The following is a 19,000-nucleotide window of genomic DNA, read 5'->3' as shown; positions in this document are numbered from 1 at the left end:
GATCCTCTCCTATCCCACGGCCTGCTGAGCAAGACGCGCGGCCCGCTCGCCGGAGCGAATGGCACCCTCCATGGTCGCGGGCAGGCCCGTTTGCGTCCAGTCTCCCGCCAGGAACAGGTTCCGCCAGGCCGTCCGCGCGCCGGGCCGCCGGGCGTCTTGTACGGGCGTGGCGGCGAAAGTCGCCCGCTTTTCCTTCACGATCTGCCAGGGCGGCAGCGGTGCGGAAAAGCCATAGGCTCGTTGAATATCGTCCCAGAACCGCTGCGCCAATGCCTCCCGATCCATCTCCACCATGCCGTCTGCTGCGGACACCGTCACCGAAATGCGGTCGGGAAAGGCAAACAGCCATTGCGCCGCACCGCCCAGCACACCCAGCATCGGCGGCGTAGCGGCGGGCGGAACAATGGCGAAATGGGCGTTGACGATGGCATGGAAAGCATCCGGCACGGTCAGGCCGGGAACGAGTGCGCCCGCAACGGTGGGCGGAACCGCCAGAACGACCACGTCGTCCTTCCCCACGGCTTCCGGCCCCTGCCCCCAGTCCAGCGTGACCACCCGGTCGCCCTCGGTGCCCATGGCCCGAAGCCGACGCCCCGTCGTTATCGCCATGCCGCGCTCTTCCAGCCAGACGAGCGCCGGATCGATGAAGGCTGCGGCCAGACTGGGATGGGCAAGGCGCGGAAGGCTCGCCCGCCCGCCGCGCAACAGGGATTCACGCATGACCGCCGCCGTCAGCCGGGCGGAGCCCATCTCGGGCGGGGTGTTGAGAATGGCAAGCAGCACCGGATCGATCAGACGCGACCACAGCGCGCCTTCGGTACCGATCCGGTCCGCCACGGTTTCGTTCGCCTTGCCGAAGAGCAACCTGCCCAGCGATAGGTAGTCCCTGGCGCTTGTTCCCGGCACGCGGCGATTTCGCGCCAGCACCCACCAAGGCACCGCGCCATCGTTGATGCGCACCGTCCATCGCCGCCCATCGGCAAGGTCCACGAAGGAGAAATCGGCATGCTCCGGCCCCGCCAAAGGTTCGGGCACGCCTATTCTCTCACGAAAACGACGCACGGCGAGATTACCGGCAAGCACCAGGTGATTGCCGTTGTCGATGGTCAGGCCGATCTGCGGATCGTGATAGGAACGACAACGCCCACCAGCCTGCGCGGCGGACTCCATCACCTGAACCGCCATGCCCGCCTCGGTCAGGCGGACCGCCGCCGACAGGCCAGCCAGCCCCGCGCCGACGACAATGGCCCGGCCAGCCCTCACCCGGTCACCAACAATCGCCCCACGGTCAGAATTAGCCGCACCTTGTTGGTACGTACCCGCTTGCGCGGGGGCGCCCAACCGGCACGGATCATCTGCCGCAGCAACCGGGCATAGGCGCTTTCCATCAGTCTAGGCGCCAGCAGCAGCCCACGTGGGCGAGAGGCAAGCAACCTGCCGGCCTCCTCGAAATGCCGCTCTGCCCGCGCGGCCAGCCAGCGCCCGGCGGGATCCATGCCCGGATGGGCCGCCACCTGCTGGGCCGTCGACGGGACAATCCCGGCCACCGCCAATGCCTCGGCCGGGATATAGACGCGGCCGATGGCGGCATCCTCGTCTATGTCGCGCAGGATATTGGTCAATTGCAGCGCCCGGCCCAGATGATGGGCAAGGTCAAGCCCAGGCTCCCGATCCATCCCGAAGATGCGCACGGAAAGCCGCCCCACCGCAGAAGCGACGCGATCGCAATAGAGGTCCAGCTCCGCCTCGCCGGGCCAGCAGATGTCCCGCTCCACATCCATCGCCATGCCGTCGATCACCGCTTCGAAATCGCGCCGCTCTAGCCCGAAACGCTCGACACCGGCGCGCAGGAAATTTGCCTGCCCGGCATCGCGCCCGGCGTAGAGTGCGTCGAGATCGCAGCGCCACCGATCGAGCTGGCCAGCCCGCGATGCGCGATCGCCCTGCTGGTCGTCGGCGATATCGTCGACGATACGGCAGAAATCGTAGACCGCGAAAATGGCGCTTCGCTCTACCTTGGGCAGCACGCGCATCCCCGCGTAGAACGAGCTGCGGGCTGCCCCGCTGGCGGCGACGGCCTCGCTCATGCCGCCCGCCGGAGCAGCACGGGCAGGGCAGCGGTGGCAGCGAGGAACAGCGTTTCCGCCTTGCCGTGATGGACGTGCTGGCTGAGCGGGTCGCGCTGCTCCAGCCGATACGTCAGGCTGCGGGCCAGCCGGTGGATCACGGCGACTTCCGCCGCCAAACGCCGGTCGCGAATGCGTGCGGAAAACACCACTGACTGGTCAAGCAAGCCGCGTGTCCGCCGCGCCAGATCGGCTATGATCGCGCGCAACGCCTCGCTTGCCCGATCCTTCGGCAGGTCGGCGATATTCACCCCGGTATCCAGCGGAATGTAGACGCGATCGAGCATACGATAGTCCTTGCCGCAGTCCTGAAGGTGATTGACGATCTGCAACGCCGCACACAGTGCGTCATTCGCGGGCCAGAGCGCCCGGTCCTCTCCGTGCACGTCAAGGACAAAGCGCCCGACGGGCATTGCCGAAAGGCGGCAATAACCCATCAGATCGTCCCAGGTGGCGTAGCGCGTCACGCTGACGTCGCGCACGAAGGCGTCCAGCAGATCATGCGCGTGGACCGGATCGATTCCGCGCGCGGTCATGGCATCGCGCAGCGCCACTGCCTCCGCCGTGCCGTCCCCGTCCAGCCCCCTCCGCATTCGGGCGAGTTGCGCCAGCTTCTCCTCCGACGTGGCGTTAGGGTGGTCGGCGATATCGTCGGCAGCCCGCGCAAAGCGATAGAAGGCCATGATCGGCGGGCGGCAGTCCGCCTTGATCAGCAGGCTGGCGACGGGAAAATTCTCGTCCCGATGGCCTTTGCCTGAGGCCAGATCGCGTGATGCCATTACCGCCGCGTCCATCAGCTTTCCGCCCCCGCCTGTGCCCGCCCCTTCCACATGCCACCCCGGCCGCGTGCATGCTGCCATGCCGAAAGCAGCGTGCATCCGGCATAGAACGCCGCAATGCCCGGCAAAGCCAGTCCCCACAGCGGACTGCGGCGATAGAAGCGCAGGATCGGCTGGAACGACAGCGCCATCGCCAGCCACGCGATCAGGCCGAACCAGCGGGTCAAACCTTGCCCGAACAGCGCGAGCAAGGGCGGTGCGACGTAGACCAGCAACAGTCCAAGCAGCGTGCCCGTCAGCAGCCACGGCGAATAGCGAAGCTGGGCATAGGCCGAACGCGAGATCATCGCCGCCACCGACGCAAAATCATCGTAGGGCCGGATGCTCAGCGATCGATCGGTCAGCCCCAGCCACACCGGGCCCTGCCGCTTCAGCAGCGCCCCCAGCGTGCAATCGTCGATCAGCGCCCCCCTGATCGCGTCGATGCCACCAGCCCGCTCCAGCGCCGTCCGCCGGACCAGCATGCAGCCGCCCGCTGCCGCACCCGCAGTTCCCGGCCGGTTCACCCGGGCAAACGGATAGAGCATCTGGAAAAAGAACACGAACGCCGGCACCAGCATCCGCTCTGCAAAGGTTTCGCAGCGAAGTCGCGCCATCAGGCTGACCAGCGTGAAGCCCCCCGTCTCCCCCCGTGCAACCAGCGCCCGCAGCGTATCTGGCGCATGGGCAATGTCGGCATCGGTCAGCCACAGCCAGACGGGTGCGCTGCCCGCGCTTTCGATCCCCTGTTCCATCGCCCAGAGCTTGCCTGTCCAACCATGGGGAAGAAGCATCCCCGCCAGCACATCCACCCGATTCGATCCCAGGGCGCGGACGATCGCTCCGGTGCCGTCGCTGCTGGAATCGTCGACCAGAACGATGCGAAATCGCCCCGGATAATCCTGCGCGATAAGGCTGCCGATGGAGCGCGCGACGACATCGGCCTCATCGCGCGCAGGCACGATTGCCGTCACATCCGGCCAGCGGGGCGGGGCGGCGGGGAGGTTCCGGTCATCGCGCTCCCGCGCCATCCAGAACCCGTCGCGCCCCAGGATCAGGCCCAGCCATATGGCAAGAACGCCAAGGCTCAGCCCCTGCACGATCACTGGATCGTTCCCATCTGTCGGAACCAGTCCACCGCATCGCCGATCGCGGCTTGCCACGGCCGCGCGGCATATCCCAGTTCGCGCTCCGCCTTGGCAGAACTGAAGAACATCCGGTGGCGCGCCATACGCAGAGAATCGAGCGTGAGGAAAGGATCGCCGCCGCCGGACAGTCGAGCCAACCCCTCGTTCATCCAGGCCAACGGCATCAGCGGCCTGCGCGGCAAGCGCACCCGGGGCGGCTTGCGGCCCACATGGGTTGCGATCGCGCCCAGCATCTCGCCCAGCATCACGTCCTGCCCGCCAAGGATGTAGCGTTCGCCGACCGTGCCCTTCTCCATCGCCAGCACATGACCGTGTGCAACATCGTCGACATGGGCAAGGTTGAGGCCGGAATCGATAAAGGCCGGCATCCTGCCCCTTGCCGCCTCGACGATGATCCGTCCGGTAGGTGTCGGCTTCACATCTCGTGGGCCGATCGGCGTCGACGGCTGGACGATCACTGCAGGCAGGCCCTGCTGCGCCACCAGCCGTTCCACCAATCGTTCCGCCACCACCTTGCTGCGCTTGTAGGCGCCGATCGCTTCCGACGGAGCGGCCGAGGCCCTCTCGTCCACCGCACCGGCGTCGGAGGGCTTCAGGGTAGCGACGCTGCTGGTGTAGACGATCCGCCCGACACCCGCCTTCAGCGCCGCCTCCATCACGCATTGCGTGCCGGAAAGGTTGTTGCGGACGATATCTTCGGGATCCCGCGCCCAGAGCCGATAGTCGGCCGCGACATGGAACAAGGTGTCGACGCCGCGCATCGCACCTGCCATCGCCGATGGGTCGCGCAAGTCACCCTCAACCAGATCGCCGGGAAAATCGAGGAGGTTCACAGGCGAACTGCCGGAACGGACCAGCCCGCGCAGGCTGTAGCCACGGCCGTCCAGCGCCCGGGCGACCGCCGAACCCACAAAACCCGAAACGCCGGTGACGAGGATCAATCGATTGGATTCAGGCATTTCTGACCGAACATCCGAATGGTTGCCGACAGACTGTGCTATTCCTATTCCCGTGACAGGAACTGGCAAGTATATTTCTTGAGTTTCAGACGTTTTCAGGTCGCCGCATCCCGTGGTGAAAGGAAAGCATGGCGGAATTGACCATCGTGACCTCCGCTGTCGGTTGGGCCCTGCTGCTGTTGGCGGCGATAGGCGTGCTTTACTTGGCAGCCGCGACGGTGGCGCTGAACCGGTTCCTGCACGGGAAGGCGGATGCGTACCCCGGCAACGAAGGGGTCACCATCCTGAAACCCCTGCACGGCTGGGAACCGCGCCTGATCGACAATCTGGAAAGCTTCATCGCGCAGGACCATGCCGGCCCGATACAGCTCCTGTGCGGCGTGCAGCGGTCCGACGACCCAGCCATCACGGCGGTCAGGACGCTTCAGGCCCGTCACCCTACCCTCCGCATAGACCTTGTCATCGGCGCCGCGCGCCACGGCGCGAACGGCAAGATATCGAACCTCGTCAATATGATGACGGAGGCTGCACATGACACACTGATCCTCAGCGACAGCGACATGGCGGTGGGCCGCAACTATCTGTCAGGCGTATTGGCCCCGCTGGGCCAACCGGGAACCGGCGCCGTCACCTGCCTCTATCGCGGCCGGGGCGATGCAGGCTTCTGGTCGCGTCTGGCCGCCACCGGCAGCAGTTACCAATTCCTCCCCAATCTGGCCTTCGCGAAAGCCCATGGCATGGCGGCTCCCTGCATGGGATCGACCATCGCGCTGCGGCGCGAGACGCTGGATGCGATCGGCGGTTTCGGCCGTTTCGCGGACGTGCTGGCCGACGATCACGCCATCGGGCAGGCGGTTGAGCGACTGGGCCTTTCGGTGGCGATGCCGCCCATACTGCTGACCCATGCCTTCACGGACGCCGGTTTTGGCGATTTGTGGCGGCACGAACTGCGCTGGGCTGCCACGGTGCGCGGCCTGGCCCCGGCCGGCTATGCCGGGTCAATCGTCACGCTGCCCTTGCCGCTGGCCCTGCTGGCGCTGCCGTTCCATCCGGCGCCGGCCTTGGCGACCGTCATCGCGTCCGTCATCGTCCGGCTCTGCACGAAACGCGTAGCGGACCGTCACGCCGGGGCTGCTTCCGCACCTTTTTGGATGCTGCCGTTACGCGATACATTGAATTTCGCGATTTTCTTTGCCAGCTTCTTCGTCCGGTCGATTGATTGGCGCGGAAGCGCGCTTACTATGCTGAGTGACGGTCGAGTCCAAGCTTCGGAGACTGCCGGGACATGATGTCTACGCTTTTCCTTCAGGCCCCCTCCTTCGATGGGTACGACGGCGGCGCCGGCGCGCGTTATCAGATGAAGCGCGAGGTGAAGTCCTTCTGGTACCCCACCTGGCTGGCCCAGCCCGCCGCGATGGTAGAGGGATCGAAACTGATCGATGCCCCCGCGCACGACCTTTCCTGGGACGACATCGCGCATGAGGTGGACGGCAGGGATCTGGTGATCCTTCATACCTCCACTCCCAGCTTCAATCAGGACGTACGCACCGCCGAACTGATCAAGGCGCGCAACCCCGAGGCCCTGATCGGCATGATCGGCGCGAAAGTGGCGGTAGAAAGCGAAAAGGCACTCGCCGCGAGTGCGGCGATCGATTTCGTCTGCCGCAACGAATTCGATTTCACGATCGTCGATGTCGCCAACGGCATTCCGCTGCGCGAGGTCGACGGCATCTCATGGCGCGATTCCGACGGCGCGATCATCCACAACCGGGACCGCAGGGTGCTGGAGGACATGGATTCGTTGCCGTTCGTGTCGCCGATCTACAAACGTGACCTGACGATAGAAAAGTACTTCGGCGGTTATCTGAAGCACCCCTACGTCAGCTTCTACACCGGGCGCGGCTGCAAGAGCCGCTGCACCTTCTGCCTCTGGCCGCAGACCGTGGGCGGGCACAATTACCGCACCCGCTCGATCGCGCACGTGATCGAGGAAGTGAAGTACGTGATGGAGAACATCCCCCAGACCAAGGAAATCTTCTTCGACGACGATACGCTGACCGACAATGGCCCGCGGGTTGAGGAATTAGCCATCGCTCTGGGCAAGCTGGGTTTCGGCAAACCGGGCTTCCCGATGAGCTGGAGCTGCAACGCCAAGGCCAACGTCCCGCGCAAGACTCTGGAAGTCTTGAAAGCCAATGGGCTACGTCTCCTGCTGGTCGGTTACGAAAGCGGCAACCAGCAGATCCTGCACAACATCAAGAAGGGCCTGCGCGTCGATGTCGCGCGGCAGTTCACCAAGGATTGCCACGAGCTGGGCATCGTCATCCACGGCACCTTCATCCTGGGTCTTCCCGGAGAGACCGAGGAGACGATCGAGGAGACGATCAACTACGCCAAGGAGATCGATCCGCACACGATCCAGGTCTCGCTGGCGGCGCCCTATCCCGGCACGTTCCTCTACAAGCAGGCGATGGACAATGGCTGGTTCGACGGAACCGACCATCTGCTGACAGACGGCGGCAACCAGATCGCGCAGCTGAGTTACGAACATCTCCCCGCGCCGGTGATCTTCGACAAGGTGGAGGAGTTCTATAAGCGCTTCTACTTCCGCCCATCCAAGATCGGATCGATCGTCTGGGAAATGGTGCGCGACTGGGACATGATGAAGCGCCGTCTGCGCGAAGGCGTGGAATTCTTCGACTTCCTGCGTCGACGCAAGGTTACCGCCTGATGCGCCTTCCCTTTGCCAACCGGCGCTGATCCGGGCCGTGAAGCGCCTTGTCGTCACCGCGGACGATTTCGGGGCTTCCCTGGAAGTGAACGAGGCGGTCGAGCGCGCGCACAGCGATGGCATATTGACCGCCGCCAGCCTGATGGTGAACGGCGCGGCGGTGGCCGACGCGGTCGAGCGGGCCAAACGCCTGCCGGCGCTGGGAGTGGGCCTCCATGTCGTGCTGGTGGACGGGCGGCCGGTGTTGCCGCCGGACCGCATTCCCGCGCTGGTCGATGCGCAGGGCCATTTCCGCACCGATATGGTGCGCGCCGCGATGCGCATCTTCGCGTCCCCCGCCGCACGCCGCCAACTTGCTGCCGAAGTGGAGGCGCAGTTCGATGCCTTTGCCGCAACGGGCCTGCCGCTCGATCATGTGAACGCGCACAAGCACTTCCACCTGCATCCCACCATTGCAGCCACGCTGGTCAAAGTGGGCAAGGCGCACGGTATGCGTACGGTTCGCGCCCCGGTGGAGCCGCGCGCCGTACTTCGCGCGGTGGAGGATCAGGGCACGCCTTCCGGCGTCGAAGGAATCTGGGCACGTCAGGTGCAGCGGTTGATGCGCCGTGCCAGCCTGGCCACGCCGGATCATGTTTTCGGGCTGGCATGGTCCGGCGCGATGACTCCGGCGCGCGTCTACGGATTGCTGGAACATCTGCCCAACGGCTTGAGCGAGATCTATGCCCACCCCGCCACCGGACCCTATCCCGGATCGGCGCCCGGCTACCGCTATGCAGAAGAACTCGCGGCATTGACTGACGCGCTTGCCAAACGGGTGATCGCGCGCAATGCCATCACTCTCGGACGCTTTGCGGATTTTATCGAAGGAGAGCGCTCATGACACTGGCTCGCTCCTGGGGCGACTATGACCAGACGGTCCCTCTACCCACCGGTCGGCTGAAGTACGGTAGTCCCGATCACCTCCTGCTGATGAGCCGGACGCTGCTGGATACGCACGATCCCTATCGCCCGGCGCTGATCGACTGGCCGAAGCTGGACGACGATACGCGGAACAAGATCGTGTCGCTGCCGATCTGGGACATCGCCGTCGCCACCGAGGGCCGCGCGGGCATGAACGTGCGCACCTTTTCCGAAGGGGTGGACGATCCGCTGCTGAAATCCGCCATCGAAATGAACGCCTTCGAGGAATCGCGCCACAAGCTGGTATTGTCCGACATGGTGCGGGCCTATGGCATCGAACTGGTGCCGGAACCCGAATACAAACGCCCTGCAGACCCCGAATTCGCGTTCATGCGCACTGGCTATTCGGAATGCATAGACAGCTTCTTCGGCTTCGGCCTGTTCAAGATTGCCAAGGATTCGGGCTTCTTTCCGCCCGAACTGGTGGACACCTTCGAACCCGTGATGCGCGAGGAAGGGCGGCACATCCTGTTCTTCGTGAACTGGGTGGCTTGGTGGCGGCGCAATATGCCGCTGTGGCGGCGGCCGTGGTTCGAACTGAAGGTGATCGCGGTCTGGATGTTCCTGATCTGGGAACGGATCGACATGGCCAAGGGCATGGGCAAGGACAATACGCGCGCGCAGGAGAACAACTTCACCCTGAACGGGTCGAAGGAACTGGGCGTGGAAATCACGTTCCCTGAACTGGCGCGGCTGTGCCTTGCAGAGAACGACCGGCGGCTGTCCGCCTATGACCGGCGCCTGCTGCGTCCCCGCTTCGTGCCGGGCGCGATCCGCTTCGTCCTGCGGTTCGTGAAAGGGCCGAAGGCGGGAGACGTCGCCTGAACCATTGGACGCGCATCGGCATCTTGCTGGCGACACTGGCAGGCCTGGGTATCGCCGTCTGGACGATTGGCGCGGCCGGCCTGAAGGATGTGCTCGGTATCGCCGGACGCATGGGTGCGGCCGGGTTCCTGCTGTACTGCCTGTGGTCGCTGGGCGTCTTCTTCCTGCTGGGCGCCGCGTGGTTTGCGGCGGCGCCTGACGAAAAGGGCCGATCCCTGCCGCTCTCTACCTGGCCGCTGTTCTCATGGGCGCGGATGGTGCGGGAGGCGGTATCCGATCTGCTGCCGTTTTCGCAGTTGGGTGGCATCATCGTCAGCGTCCGAATGCTGACGGCGGCCGCGCTGCCTTCCAGCCGCGTGCATGGATCTCTGGTCGTCGACATGACGACGGAGATGGCCAGCCAACTCGTCTACACGCTGTTCGGGCTGGCACTGATGGGTTCACTGCTGATCGGGGACGGCGCGGCGGCGCAACTGCGCCCCGCCATCCTGGGCGGCACGTTCGTCATGGTCGCGATCATCCTACTGTTCTTCGCGATGCAGCGAACCGCACTGGACGTCACCAGCCGCCTTGCCGCCCGCCTCGTCCCCGGGTCTATCGCGATGGCCGGCATCCGTGCCGAACTGTCCCGCATCTATGCGCAGCGCGACCGCGTGGCGCTGGCCTTCGGGGCCAATCTGGCGGCATGGGTCGCCAGCGGCATCGGTGCGTGGCTGGCCCTGCGATGGATGGGCGCCCATGCATCCGTATGGGACATCTTGGCCCTTGAAAGCCTGATCTTCACCCTGCGCAGCGTGGCCTTCATCATTCCCGGCGCGCTGGGCGTGCAGGAGGCTGGCTATGCCTTCGCCGGTCCGCTGTTCGGCCTGCCGCCGGAAACCGCCCTGGCCCTGTCGCTCGCCAAGCGGGCGCGCGATCTCGCGATCGGCCTGCCAACCCTGCTGATCTGGCAGGCGAACGAGATACGCGGCGTGGCGACCGGGCGCGGGAAGTAGCGCGCCTCTACGCTACGCCCGCTCCATTCCCCCTGCCGATCCCGCGCACGACGTCGGCCACCAGCCCGCGCAGCCAGCGATGGGCCGGATCGTGGCGATAGCGGACATGCCAACCCATCTCGACCGGGAAGGTGCCAAGGTCGACCGGCGCCGCCAGCACCTTCAACCGCGGATCGTGCCGCAGACGCCGGCAGATCAGATGCGGCAAAGTGGTGCAATAGTCGGTAACCGCAACCATCTCCGCCACCGCGAAGAAATTGGTGACCGACAGCGCGACAGCGCGCCGCAAATCCTGCGAAGCCAGCGCCTGATGCAGGCCGGCACGGATGCGGCCGGGCGGCATCACGTTGACATGGCGCAGCCGCTCGAACTGATCCCGCGTGATGGCGTCTCCAATCTCGGGATGGCCAGAGCGGACGACGCATTCCAGCCCTTCGTCCATCAGGTGCTGAACCACCAGATTGTCGGCGGGGTCGGTTATCCGGCCCAGCACCATCGCCGTCATGCCCGATACCACGCCCGTTTCGACCAGGTCGTTGCTGTACGGCGTCAACCGCAGCTTGATGCCGGGCGCCACCTCCGCCAGCCGCGCGACGATCGCGGGCACGAGCGCGAATTCGACATAGCCGTTGGGCGCGATGGTGAACTGGCGTTCGGCGGTGGCGGGATCGAAATCCTGCTGCCCCAGTATCGCATCGTCCAGCCGCGCCAGCGCGTCGGCAATGCCGGGCGCCAGTTCCAGCGCAACTGGGGTAGGCTGGATGCCATAGCGTTCGCGGATGAAAAGCTGGTCCTGCAACATGGCTCGCAATCTGGAGAGTGCGTTGGACATGGCCGGCTGTGTCATGCCCAGTCGTTCGGCGGCGCGGGTGACGTTGCGTTCTTCCATCAAGGCGACGAAGATCGGCAGGAGATTGAGGTCATAGCGCATGAGATATATTCTCACCGATATATCTAATATCCAAGAAATAAAGTTCTGAAATGCCTGATCGAGGCGCATTCAAGCGGTGCCCGCAAGGGACCACACCAACTTGATGGAGACTCAAAATGACCAAGGGTACAGTGCTCGTGATCGGCTCCAACGCCACCCGGATCGAAATTCAGGGCGGATGGGCAGCAACCGGACAGTATCTCAACGAAACGGTAGTGCCGGCGATGGCGCTGGTCGCTGCGGGATATGACGTGGTCCTCGCCACGCCCGACGGCACCCAGCCGCATATCGATGAGGCATCGGATTCGGCCGATCACTTCGGTGGGGACGAGGCTGCCTACGCCCGGGCCCGGGATTTCTTCTTCCACGATCCCGCGATGACCGCCGTGCGCACCTTGCGCCAGGTGATCTACGAGGGGCTGGACCGCTACGCCGCCGTCTTCGTACCCGGCGGTCAGGCCCCGGTGGTCGACCTGATGCAGAGCGCAGAACTCGGCGAAATCCTCAGGCATTTCCATGCACAGGCCAAGCCGACCGCGCTTCTCTGCCATGGCCCGATCGCACTGACGGCCGCGATGGAGCAGGCCCCGGCCTTCCGCGCCGCGCTGATCGCCGGCGATACGTCCAAGGCCGCCGAACTTGCGCATGGCTGGGCTTATGCGGGCTATCGGATGACCGTCTTCTCGGCATCCGAGGAAAAGGTGGTCGAGGATAACATCCTCCACGCAAAGATGTATTTCGACATGCCGCAGGCGTTGACTGCAGCGGGCGGTACGGTGGAAACGACGGCAACCGACTTCGCGCCGAACGTCGTGATCGACCGCGAACTCATCACTGGCCAGAACCCGCGTTCCGATCACCCCATCGCCGCGGCTCTGGTCGAAGCACTCGATGCGCGCCGGCACTGATCGCCCGGCGAGCAAATGCGAACGCGCATGACCGGCGGGGCGCTTCGGCGCCCCGCTCTCCAGAACGCCCCTCTCCAGAACAAGGGACATCCGATGACGAACGTGAAGATCATGGCCATTCTCACCGCGCGCGCCGGCAAGGAGGCAGAATTGCGCGAATTGCTGGACACGATGGTCGCACAAAGTCGCGCGGAAACGGGAAATCTGCGATACGATCTCTGGACCGATGGCTCCAACCCGGCCCGCCTCGTGCTCGATGAACTCTATGTCGACGGCGATGCCGTATCCGCGCATCGCGCCTCACCTCATTTCCAGACCTACCTGGCAACCATCAACGACCTGGCCGAACGCACGGCGCTGACACTCGACCCGCTGGTGGTCGCCTGACGAAAGGATGCAGACGATGGCACTCAAGGATATCCTTCCCAGCAAGCTGGGCTTCGGCGCCGCGCCGCTTGGCAATATGTTCCGCGCGATCCCGGAAGAGGAAGCGCTGGCCACGGTAGAGACCGCCTGGAACGACGGCATCCGCTATTACGACAACGCCCCCTTCTACGGCGCCGGCCTTGCCGAGATCCGCATGGGAGAGGCGCTGAAGGGCAAGCCGCGCGACGAATATGTGATCAGCACCAAGGTCGGCCGCATCATCCTGGATGAGGTCGAGGACGTTTCGCTGCGTGATAATGGCGAAAAGGGCGATGTCTTCGCCCACGGTCGCCCGAACAAGGTCGTGAACGACTATAGCTACGACGCCACGCTGAAATCGATCGAAGACAGCCTGAAGCGGCTACACACCGATCATGTCGAGATCGTCTTCGTCCACGATCTCGCCCAGGATTTCTGGGGTGACGAATGGATCGCCCGGTTCGAGGAAGCCCGCAACGGTGCGTTCAAGGCACTCGATCGCCTGCGCGACGAAGGGGTGATCAAGGCCTGGGGCCTTGGCGTCAACAAGGTGGAGCCGATCGAGATCCTGCTGGACCTTCAGGGGCCGCGTCCGGACGCCTTTCTGCTGGCCGGCCGCTACACCCTGCTGGACCACGGACGCGCGCTTCAGCGGGTGATGCCCAAGGTCACCGAACTCGGATTGGGGGTCGTCGTCGGCGGGCCATACAGTTCGGGCGCGCTCGTCGGCGGGCCGAATTTCGAATATGCACCCGCCACGCCGGAAATCCTCTCCAGGGTCGCCGCGATCAAGGCAATTGCAGACCGCCATGGCGTCTCTATGAAGGCGGCCGGCATCCAGTTCTCGCTGGCGAACCCGGCTGTGGCTGCCGTCATCCCCGGCGCGAGCCGCCCGGAACGCATTGCCGAGGACAGCGCCGCGTTTGCCGAGATCATTCCGGCGGCGTTCTGGGCGGAAATTCGCAAGGCAGGGCTGGTCGATCCGGCTGCCCCGCTTCCGGCCTGATCCTTGATCCCATGCAGAAACGCCGCCCTGCATAGGGCGGCGTTTCTGCATGTTCTCATTATCGGCCAAGGATCAGTTGGCGCGTTCCGGCGGAACCACGGCGAACGGCAAAGCCGCGACGGTAATGCCCTCCTCCAGCAGTTCCTTCGCCTGCTCCACGCTCGCCTCGCCGTGGATCATTTCCTGCTCACGCTCGCCATAGTGCATGGCGCGGGCGTCTTCCGCAAAGCTCTTGCCCACGTAACGGCTGTCCTTCAGCGCCTGGGCCTGCATCTTTGCCAGCGCCTGGATCATTTCGACCGCCTGTGGTGGCAACGGCGCAGCGGCAACGGGCACCGACGGCGCGGACGGATCGCCGGGCGATGGCATCGGCTGGGCGGCGCGCGTGGGTACCACCTCGTTCCGCTGGTTGCCCTTGCGCGTCAACCGTGGGGCCTGCAGCGCCTTGCCGACATCCGCCGTGCCGCACTGCGGGCAGCACAGCAGCCCGCACTCCTGCTGGCGCGCAAAATCGTCCGAGGACTTGAACCAGCCCTCGAAGCGATGACGCTCGGCACGACATTCCAGATCGTAGACAATCATTGAGGCACTTCTTCGCGAACCCGTTAGCTTATGGGCTATTTGGCGATCGCGCGGCGATTGGCAAGGCTCGGCAACTGGGCCCGAACTTCGGCAATGCGCGCGGGATCGAGATCGACGAAGCCCAGCCCCGCCTTTTCTCCGCCCATGTCCAGCAGGATATCACCCCAGGGATCGATCGCCAGGCTGTGCCCGTAAGTGTCGCGCCCATCCTCGTGATGACCGACTTGTGCCGCACTGAGCACGAAGGCGCTGGCCTCCACCGCGCGGGCGCGCTGCATCAGATGCCAATGCGCCTTGCCGGTAGGCACGGTGAAAGCGGCGGGGGTCGCGATCACATCGCACTTTTCACGGCCCAGCGCTTCGAACAGCGCGGGAAACCGCACGTCGTAGCAGATCGCCAGCCCCAGGCGGCCGAGTGGGGTCTCCACCGTCACCACCTTGTCACCCGGCGCATAGGCATTGGATTCACGCCACGATTCGCCCGTCGACAGGTCCACGTCGAACATGTGCATCTTGTCGTACCGGGCGCGGATTTCGCCCTTGTCGTCGATCACGAAGGCGCGGTTGGCATAGCGTCCGTCGCCACCGTCAGGCCGCACCGCCAAAGAGCCGATGTGGACCCACACGCCCTCACTCGCCGCCGCCTCGCGAACGGAGGCCAGCACGCGATCCTCGCCCTCGGCAACGATGTTTGCAGCAGCGCGATCACGCTTGCGGTCCAGCAGGCCGGACATCTCCGGCGTGAACAGCATCGCCGCGCCGCCTGCACGGGCCTCTGCCACCGCAGCAACGATCGCTTCGGCATTGGCCTCGGGATCGATGCCGGTGGTCATCTGGAACAGCGCGGCGCGCGTCATCGGATCAGAGCCCCAGCACGGGATCGAGTTCGCCCGCACGGTCGAGCGCGTTGATATCGTCGAACCCGCCATAGGGCTTACCGTCCACCAGAACCTGCGGCACGGTACGTGCGCCCGGAACACGCGCTTCCATTTCGGCGCGCTTCTCGCCGCCCATGGTCACGTCGTATTCCTCATAGGCCACGCCTTTGCCGTCCAGCAGCGACTTCGCCATGACGCAATAGGGGCAGCCCCACTTGGTGTAGATTTCGACCTTCGGCTGGCTCATCAAACGGTATCCTCCAAAAGGGGTAGCGTCCCCTTGAAAGCCGGGGGCGCTACCATATCTAGGGATGCGAGTCATGGCCCGCCATGGGGATGGCTCGAACAAGAGGCGCCGGCGATCCGGGCCTCCTTCAACGAAGATTGCTCATAAGAGGATTTTTGTCATGAACCGTATCGACTTTACCCCCTATCGCCGCACCATGGTCGGGTTCGACCGCCTGTTCGACATGATCGAAAACCAGGCCCGGGCGAACGCGGGCGACAAGTATCCGCCCTTCAACATCGAACGCCGCGGCGCCGATGCCTATCGCATCACGCTGGCGCTGGCGGGCTTCAAGCCGGCCGATATCGACATCACCGCACAAGCCAACCTCCTTGTCGTCAAGGGCTACAAGCCCGAGGAGAGCCCCGAAGGCGAAATGCTGCATGTCGGCATCGCCCAGCGCGGCTTCGAGCGCCGCTTCGAACTGGCGGATTACGTCCGCGTCGACGGCGCCGATCTGGCCGATGGCCTGCTGGTGATCGACCTCGTGCGCGAAGTGCCCGAAGCGATGAAACCCAAGAAGATCGCGATCGGCGGCAATACGCTGTCCGTGGTCGAAGGCGGCTCGGACGAAACCGCGGCGGCCTGATCGCCTCACGGCACTAACAGGATTGGGGGCGGTCCGGGCATCCGGGCCGCCCTTTTTGCATGGGCCGCACGCATGAGCGCCTTTTCCGCGCTGGAATCCGCGGCCCGCAGCCGATAATCCCCACGCTTTGCACAAAACGCGGGCCGCAATCCTCCCATGCTTTCGATCCTCTCGGTCGTCCTGCCGATCTTCGCGCTGACTTTCGTCGGCTGGCTGACCCGCCGCGTCGGCATTTTCGGCCCACAATCGACCACCGAACTCAACCGTTTCGTCGTCTATCTGGCGCTGCCTGCGCTGCTGTTCGACATCGTCGCCAAGGCTAAGCTCGGCCAACTCTGGCAACCCGGTTTCGTTGCCGTCTTCGCGATCGGCACTTTCCTGTTCTTCGTGCTGACCGTGGCTGTCAGCCGTTGGATGGGCCGCAATATCGGCAATGCGGCGATCCTCGGGCTGAATTCCAGCTATTCGAACACGGCCTTCCTCGGCTTCCCGTTGCTGCTGGCAACCTTGGGCCCGGCCTCGCAGACGCTTACTCTCATCGCTACGATCAACACGGTATGCGTGCTGTTCGCGCTGGCCATCGTGCTCATTGAATTCGGCAACCAGAAGGGCGGCAACCCGGCGGTGATCGCCCTGCGCGTGCTTCAGGCGCTGTTCCGCAATCCGCTGGTGCTGGCGCCGCTGGCGGGCGCCGTGGTCATGGCCAGCGGCCTTGGCGTCGCCACGCCGCTCGATGCGTTCCTGAAGCTGCTGGGTTCTGCCGCCAGCCCTTGCGCACTCGTCTGCCTGGGCATGTTCCTGGCCGAACCGCGCGATAAGGGCGAGGGCTCGCTGGGCGAAACGGCCGTACTCGTGGCGCTCAAGCTCTTCGTCTACCCCGCCCTGACGTTGGCGCTGGCGCTATGGGTATTCCCCCTGCCCGTACCGCTGCGCAATGCCGCTGTCCTGCTGGCCGCGCTCCCCACCGGGACCGGCCCATTCATGCTGGCCGAATTCCACCGCCGCGAAGGCGCGCTGACGGCCAAAGTCATCCTGGCCTCCACGGTGCTTTCGGTCGGCACCGTGACGCTGCTGCTCTCGCTGCTGGGCTGATACGAAAAGGGCCGGTCCCACTGGGGAACCGGCCCTTCGCATTTCAAACCGCCTGCCTGATCAAACGAGGCGCGCCTGACGCAGCGCCGCGGCGATGAAGCCCTTGAACAGCGGGTGCGGCTCAAAGGGCCGCGACTTCAGTTCGGGGTGGAACTGCACGCCCACGAAGAACGGATGCTCCGGACGCTCGACAATCTCCGGCAGCAAGCCGTCGGGCGACATGCCCGAGAAGATCAGGCCGTTGCTTTCCAGCGCATCACGATACTTCGCGTTCACCTCGTAGCGATGACGGTGGCGCTCCGAAATCTCGGTCGAATCGTAGATCGAGGCAACGTGACTGTTGGCCGAGAGCATCGCCGGATAGGCACCAAGGCGCATGGTGCCGCCCAGATCGCCGCCTTCGGCCCGGGTCTGCAGGCCGTCCTCGGTCATCCACTCGGTGATGATGCCGACGACCGGCTCATCAGTCGGGCCGAATTCGGTCGAGCTGGCCTTCTCGATGCCGGACGCACGCGCGCCCTCGATGCAGGCCATCTGCATCCCAAGGCAGATTCCGAAGAACGGCACTTCCCGTTCACGCGCGAAGCGGACCGAAGCGATCTTGCCTTCCGAACCACGCTCACCGAAGCCGCCGGGCACCAGGATGCCGTGCATCGGTTCGAGAGCGGCGGCGATTTCCGAATCTTCCTTCTCGAAGATTTCGGCATCGATCCACTGGACGTTGACCTTCACGCGGTTGGCCATGCCGCCGTGAACCAGCGCCTCGTTCAGCGACTTGTAGGCATCGGGCAGGCCGACGTACTTGCCGACGACACCGATGGTCACTTCGCCTTCGGGGTGTTCGAAACGGTCGGTGATGTCGTTCCAGCGCGTCAGTTCCGGCGCGGGCGAGGACATGCCGAAGTGGTGCAGCACTTCCGCATCCAGCCCTTCCATGTGGTACTGCAGCGGAACGGCGTAGATGTTCGGCGCGTCGAGCGCGGGGATCACCGCCTGCGGGCGCACGTTGCAGAACAGTGCGATCTTGCGGCGCTCGCTCTCCGGCAGTTCGCGGTCGCAGCGGCACAGCAGGATGTCGGGCTGGATGCCAAGGCCGGTCAGTTCGCGCACCGAGTGTTGCGTCGGCTTGGTCTTCAGCTCACCCGCTGCCGCAATGTAGGGCACCAGGGTGACGTGGACGAAGCAGGTCTGTTCACGGCCCAGTTCGTTGCGCATCTGGCGCAGCGCCTCGACGAAGGGCAGGCCCTCGATATCACCGACGGTGCCGCCGATCTCGCAGAGCACGAAATCGAGGTCGTCGGTATCGGCCAGCGCGAAATCCTTGATCGCGTCGGTCACGTGCGGGATCACCTGCACGGTGGCGCCCAGGTAGTCGCCGCGGCGCTCCTTGGCGATGATGTCGCGATAGATGCGGCCGGACGTGATGTTGTCGCCCTGGTGGGCCGAGACGCCGGTGAAGCGCTCATAATGACCAAGGTCGAGATCGGTTTCGGCGCCATCGTCGGTCACGAAGACTTCGCCGTGCTGATACGGGCTCATCGTGCCCGGATCGACGTTCAGATAGGGATCGAACTTGCGGATGCGGACGCGATAACCGCGTGCCTGCAGGAGAGCCGCGAGGCTCGCCGCCATGAGACCTTTGCCGAGCGAGGAAACCACGCCGCCGGTGATAAAAATATGCCGCGCCATGGGAGTCGGCCCTTAAATTGCATGGGGGCACGAGGGCAAGAGCCCTGTGCCGCAATCCACAAAACAAAA

General features: G+C 64.8%; 20 protein-coding genes. 10 read left to right on the top strand and 10 right to left on the bottom strand.

Annotated features, from left to right (window positions below; genetic code table 11):
- Positions 1-9: 9 nt before the first annotated feature.
- Genes hpnE through hpnA form a run of 5 tightly spaced genes read right to left on the bottom strand, consistent with a single transcriptional unit; the run spans position 10 to position 5,051 of the window.
- Positions 10-1,263, bottom strand: coding sequence for a hydroxysqualene dehydroxylase HpnE (gene hpnE, locus WBP06_RS06670; RefSeq protein WP_395333063.1), 1,254 nt, complete (start codon positions 1,261-1,263; stop codon positions 10-12).
- On the bottom strand, positions 1,260-2,087 hold the full coding sequence (gene hpnD, locus WBP06_RS06665; RefSeq protein WP_395333061.1) for a presqualene diphosphate synthase HpnD: 828 nt from the start codon (positions 2,085-2,087) through the stop codon (positions 1,260-1,262). The genes hpnE and hpnD overlap by 4 nt, the downstream gene beginning before the upstream one ends.
- Positions 2,084-2,905, bottom strand: a complete 822-nt coding sequence (gene hpnC / locus WBP06_RS06660; RefSeq protein WP_395333059.1) for a squalene synthase HpnC — start codon at positions 2,903-2,905, stop codon at positions 2,084-2,086. The genes hpnD and hpnC overlap by 4 nt, the downstream gene beginning before the upstream one ends.
- 14 nt (positions 2,906-2,919) lie before the next feature.
- A complete protein-coding gene (locus WBP06_RS06655; RefSeq protein ID WP_395333057.1) occupies positions 2,920-4,050 on the bottom strand; it encodes a glycosyltransferase in 1,131 nt (376 codons plus the stop codon).
- A complete protein-coding gene (hpnA, locus tag WBP06_RS06650) occupies positions 4,047-5,051 on the bottom strand; it encodes a hopanoid-associated sugar epimerase (protein ID WP_395333055.1) in 1,005 nt (334 codons plus the stop codon). Before hpnA ends, WBP06_RS06655 begins: the two co-directional genes overlap by 4 nt.
- Before the next feature lie 128 nt (positions 5,052-5,179).
- Between hpnA and hpnI the strand changes: the two genes are divergently transcribed.
- Genes hpnI through WBP06_RS06625 form a run of 5 tightly spaced genes read left to right on the top strand, consistent with a single transcriptional unit; the run spans position 5,180 to position 10,565 of the window.
- Positions 5,180-6,340, top strand: coding sequence for a bacteriohopanetetrol glucosamine biosynthesis glycosyltransferase HpnI (gene hpnI, locus WBP06_RS06645; RefSeq protein ID WP_395333053.1), 1,161 nt, complete (start codon positions 5,180-5,182; stop codon positions 6,338-6,340).
- On the top strand, positions 6,337-7,782 hold the full coding sequence (hpnJ, locus tag WBP06_RS06640) for a hopanoid biosynthesis associated radical SAM protein HpnJ (RefSeq protein WP_395333051.1): 1,446 nt from the start codon (positions 6,337-6,339) through the stop codon (positions 7,780-7,782). Before hpnI ends, hpnJ begins: the two co-directional genes overlap by 4 nt.
- 37 nt (positions 7,783-7,819) lie before the next feature.
- The gene (gene hpnK, locus WBP06_RS06635; protein WP_395333049.1) at positions 7,820-8,665 is read left to right on the top strand and encodes a hopanoid biosynthesis-associated protein HpnK; all 846 of its coding nucleotides are present in this window, start codon (positions 7,820-7,822) and stop codon (positions 8,663-8,665) included.
- Positions 8,662-9,570 (top strand): ferritin-like domain-containing protein, encoded by a 909-nt coding sequence (locus tag WBP06_RS06630; RefSeq protein ID WP_395333047.1) that lies wholly within the window; start codon positions 8,662-8,664, stop codon positions 9,568-9,570. Before hpnK ends, WBP06_RS06630 begins: the two co-directional genes overlap by 4 nt.
- Before the next feature lie 23 nt (positions 9,571-9,593).
- Positions 9,594-10,565 carry a lysylphosphatidylglycerol synthase domain-containing protein gene (locus WBP06_RS06625; RefSeq protein WP_395333045.1) on the top strand — a complete coding sequence of 324 codons (972 nt, stop codon included), beginning with the start codon at positions 9,594-9,596 and terminating at the stop codon, positions 10,563-10,565.
- Between the two features lie 7 nt (positions 10,566-10,572).
- Here the strand turns inward: WBP06_RS06625 and WBP06_RS06620 are convergent, their stop codons facing one another.
- Complete coding sequence (locus tag WBP06_RS06620; RefSeq protein ID WP_395333043.1) at positions 10,573-11,511, bottom strand: LysR family transcriptional regulator; 939 nt, start codon at positions 11,509-11,511, stop codon at positions 10,573-10,575.
- 101 nt (positions 11,512-11,612) lie between these two features.
- Here WBP06_RS06620 and WBP06_RS06615 point away from each other — a divergent pair, with 101 nt between their 5' ends.
- The 3 genes from WBP06_RS06615 (at position 11,613) to WBP06_RS06605 (ending at position 13,815) form a co-directional block, all read left to right on the top strand.
- Positions 11,613-12,404, top strand: coding sequence for a type 1 glutamine amidotransferase domain-containing protein (locus WBP06_RS06615; protein ID WP_395333041.1), 792 nt, complete (start codon positions 11,613-11,615; stop codon positions 12,402-12,404).
- A 93-nt stretch (positions 12,405-12,497) separates the two neighbouring features.
- Complete coding sequence (locus tag WBP06_RS06610) at positions 12,498-12,791, top strand: putative quinol monooxygenase (protein ID WP_395333039.1); 294 nt, start codon at positions 12,498-12,500, stop codon at positions 12,789-12,791.
- A 16-nt stretch (positions 12,792-12,807) separates the two neighbouring features.
- Positions 12,808-13,815: an aldo/keto reductase gene (locus tag WBP06_RS06605; protein WP_395333037.1), complete on the top strand. Its 1,008-nt coding sequence runs from the start codon at positions 12,808-12,810 to the stop codon at positions 13,813-13,815.
- A gap of 72 nt (positions 13,816-13,887) precedes the next feature.
- Here the strand turns inward: WBP06_RS06605 and WBP06_RS06600 are convergent, their stop codons facing one another.
- The 3 genes from WBP06_RS06600 to grxC are packed head-to-tail and all read right to left on the bottom strand — an operon-like array spanning position 13,888 to position 15,522.
- Positions 13,888-14,397, bottom strand: a complete 510-nt coding sequence (locus WBP06_RS06600) for a DUF1178 family protein (RefSeq protein ID WP_395333035.1) — start codon at positions 14,395-14,397, stop codon at positions 13,888-13,890.
- A 35-nt stretch (positions 14,398-14,432) separates the two neighbouring features.
- Positions 14,433-15,254, bottom strand: a complete 822-nt coding sequence (locus tag WBP06_RS06595; protein WP_395333033.1) for a carbon-nitrogen hydrolase family protein — start codon at positions 15,252-15,254, stop codon at positions 14,433-14,435.
- Between the two features lie 4 nt (positions 15,255-15,258).
- Positions 15,259-15,522, bottom strand: a complete 264-nt coding sequence (gene grxC / locus WBP06_RS06590) for a glutaredoxin 3 (RefSeq protein ID WP_395333031.1) — start codon at positions 15,520-15,522, stop codon at positions 15,259-15,261.
- Positions 15,523-15,682: 160 nt separating this feature from the next.
- Here grxC and WBP06_RS06585 point away from each other — a divergent pair, with 160 nt between their 5' ends.
- Both WBP06_RS06585 and WBP06_RS06580 read left to right on the top strand, forming a co-directional pair.
- The gene (locus WBP06_RS06585; RefSeq protein ID WP_395333029.1) at positions 15,683-16,150 is read left to right on the top strand and encodes an Hsp20 family protein; all 468 of its coding nucleotides are present in this window, start codon (positions 15,683-15,685) and stop codon (positions 16,148-16,150) included.
- Positions 16,151-16,306: 156 nt separating this feature from the next.
- Positions 16,307-17,242, top strand: coding sequence for an AEC family transporter (locus WBP06_RS06580; RefSeq protein ID WP_395333027.1), 936 nt, complete (start codon positions 16,307-16,309; stop codon positions 17,240-17,242).
- Positions 17,243-17,302: 60 nt separating this feature from the next.
- Here WBP06_RS06580 and WBP06_RS06575 read toward each other — a convergent pair whose 3' ends face one another.
- Complete coding sequence (locus WBP06_RS06575; protein WP_395333025.1) at positions 17,303-18,931, bottom strand: CTP synthase; 1,629 nt, start codon at positions 18,929-18,931, stop codon at positions 17,303-17,305.
- Positions 18,932-19,000: the final 69 nt, after the last annotated feature.

The sequence above is a fragment of the Novosphingobium mississippiense genome, assembly GCF_044029535.1.
Taxonomy (GTDB): domain Bacteria; phylum Pseudomonadota; class Alphaproteobacteria; order Sphingomonadales; family Sphingomonadaceae; genus Novosphingobium.
This window is presented reverse-complemented; position numbering and strand designations above follow the sequence as displayed.

Excerpts from the sequence above, each read along its gene's own strand:
- hpnI (WP_395333053.1), top strand. The coding sequence starts at position 5,180 with ATGGCGGAATTGACCATCGTGACCTCCGCTGTCGGTTGGGCCCTGCTG.
- WBP06_RS06595 (WP_395333033.1), bottom strand. The coding sequence starts at position 15,254 with ATGACGCGCGCCGCGCTGTTCCAGATGACCACCGGCATCGATCCCGAG.
- WBP06_RS06575 (WP_395333025.1), bottom strand. The coding sequence starts at position 18,931 with ATGGCGCGGCATATTTTTATCACCGGCGGCGTGGTTTCCTCGCTCGGC.
- hpnD (WP_395333061.1), bottom strand. The coding sequence starts at position 2,087 with ATGAGCGAGGCCGTCGCCGCCAGCGGGGCAGCCCGCAGCTCGTTCTAC.
- WBP06_RS06600 (WP_395333035.1), bottom strand. The coding sequence starts at position 14,397 with ATGATTGTCTACGATCTGGAATGTCGTGCCGAGCGTCATCGCTTCGAG.
- grxC (WP_395333031.1), bottom strand. The coding sequence starts at position 15,522 with ATGAGCCAGCCGAAGGTCGAAATCTACACCAAGTGGGGCTGCCCCTAT.
- hpnA (WP_395333055.1), bottom strand. The coding sequence starts at position 5,051 with ATGCCTGAATCCAATCGATTGATCCTCGTCACCGGCGTTTCGGGTTTT.
- WBP06_RS06610 (WP_395333039.1), top strand. The coding sequence starts at position 12,498 with ATGACGAACGTGAAGATCATGGCCATTCTCACCGCGCGCGCCGGCAAG.
- hpnC (WP_395333059.1), bottom strand. The coding sequence starts at position 2,905 with ATGGCATCACGCGATCTGGCCTCAGGCAAAGGCCATCGGGACGAGAAT.
- WBP06_RS06615 (WP_395333041.1), top strand. The coding sequence starts at position 11,613 with ATGACCAAGGGTACAGTGCTCGTGATCGGCTCCAACGCCACCCGGATC.
- WBP06_RS06630 (WP_395333047.1), top strand. The coding sequence starts at position 8,662 with ATGACACTGGCTCGCTCCTGGGGCGACTATGACCAGACGGTCCCTCTA.
- WBP06_RS06605 (WP_395333037.1), top strand. The coding sequence starts at position 12,808 with ATGGCACTCAAGGATATCCTTCCCAGCAAGCTGGGCTTCGGCGCCGCG.
- WBP06_RS06580 (WP_395333027.1), top strand. The coding sequence starts at position 16,307 with ATGCTTTCGATCCTCTCGGTCGTCCTGCCGATCTTCGCGCTGACTTTC.
- hpnJ (WP_395333051.1), top strand. The coding sequence starts at position 6,337 with ATGATGTCTACGCTTTTCCTTCAGGCCCCCTCCTTCGATGGGTACGAC.
- WBP06_RS06585 (WP_395333029.1), top strand. The coding sequence starts at position 15,683 with ATGAACCGTATCGACTTTACCCCCTATCGCCGCACCATGGTCGGGTTC.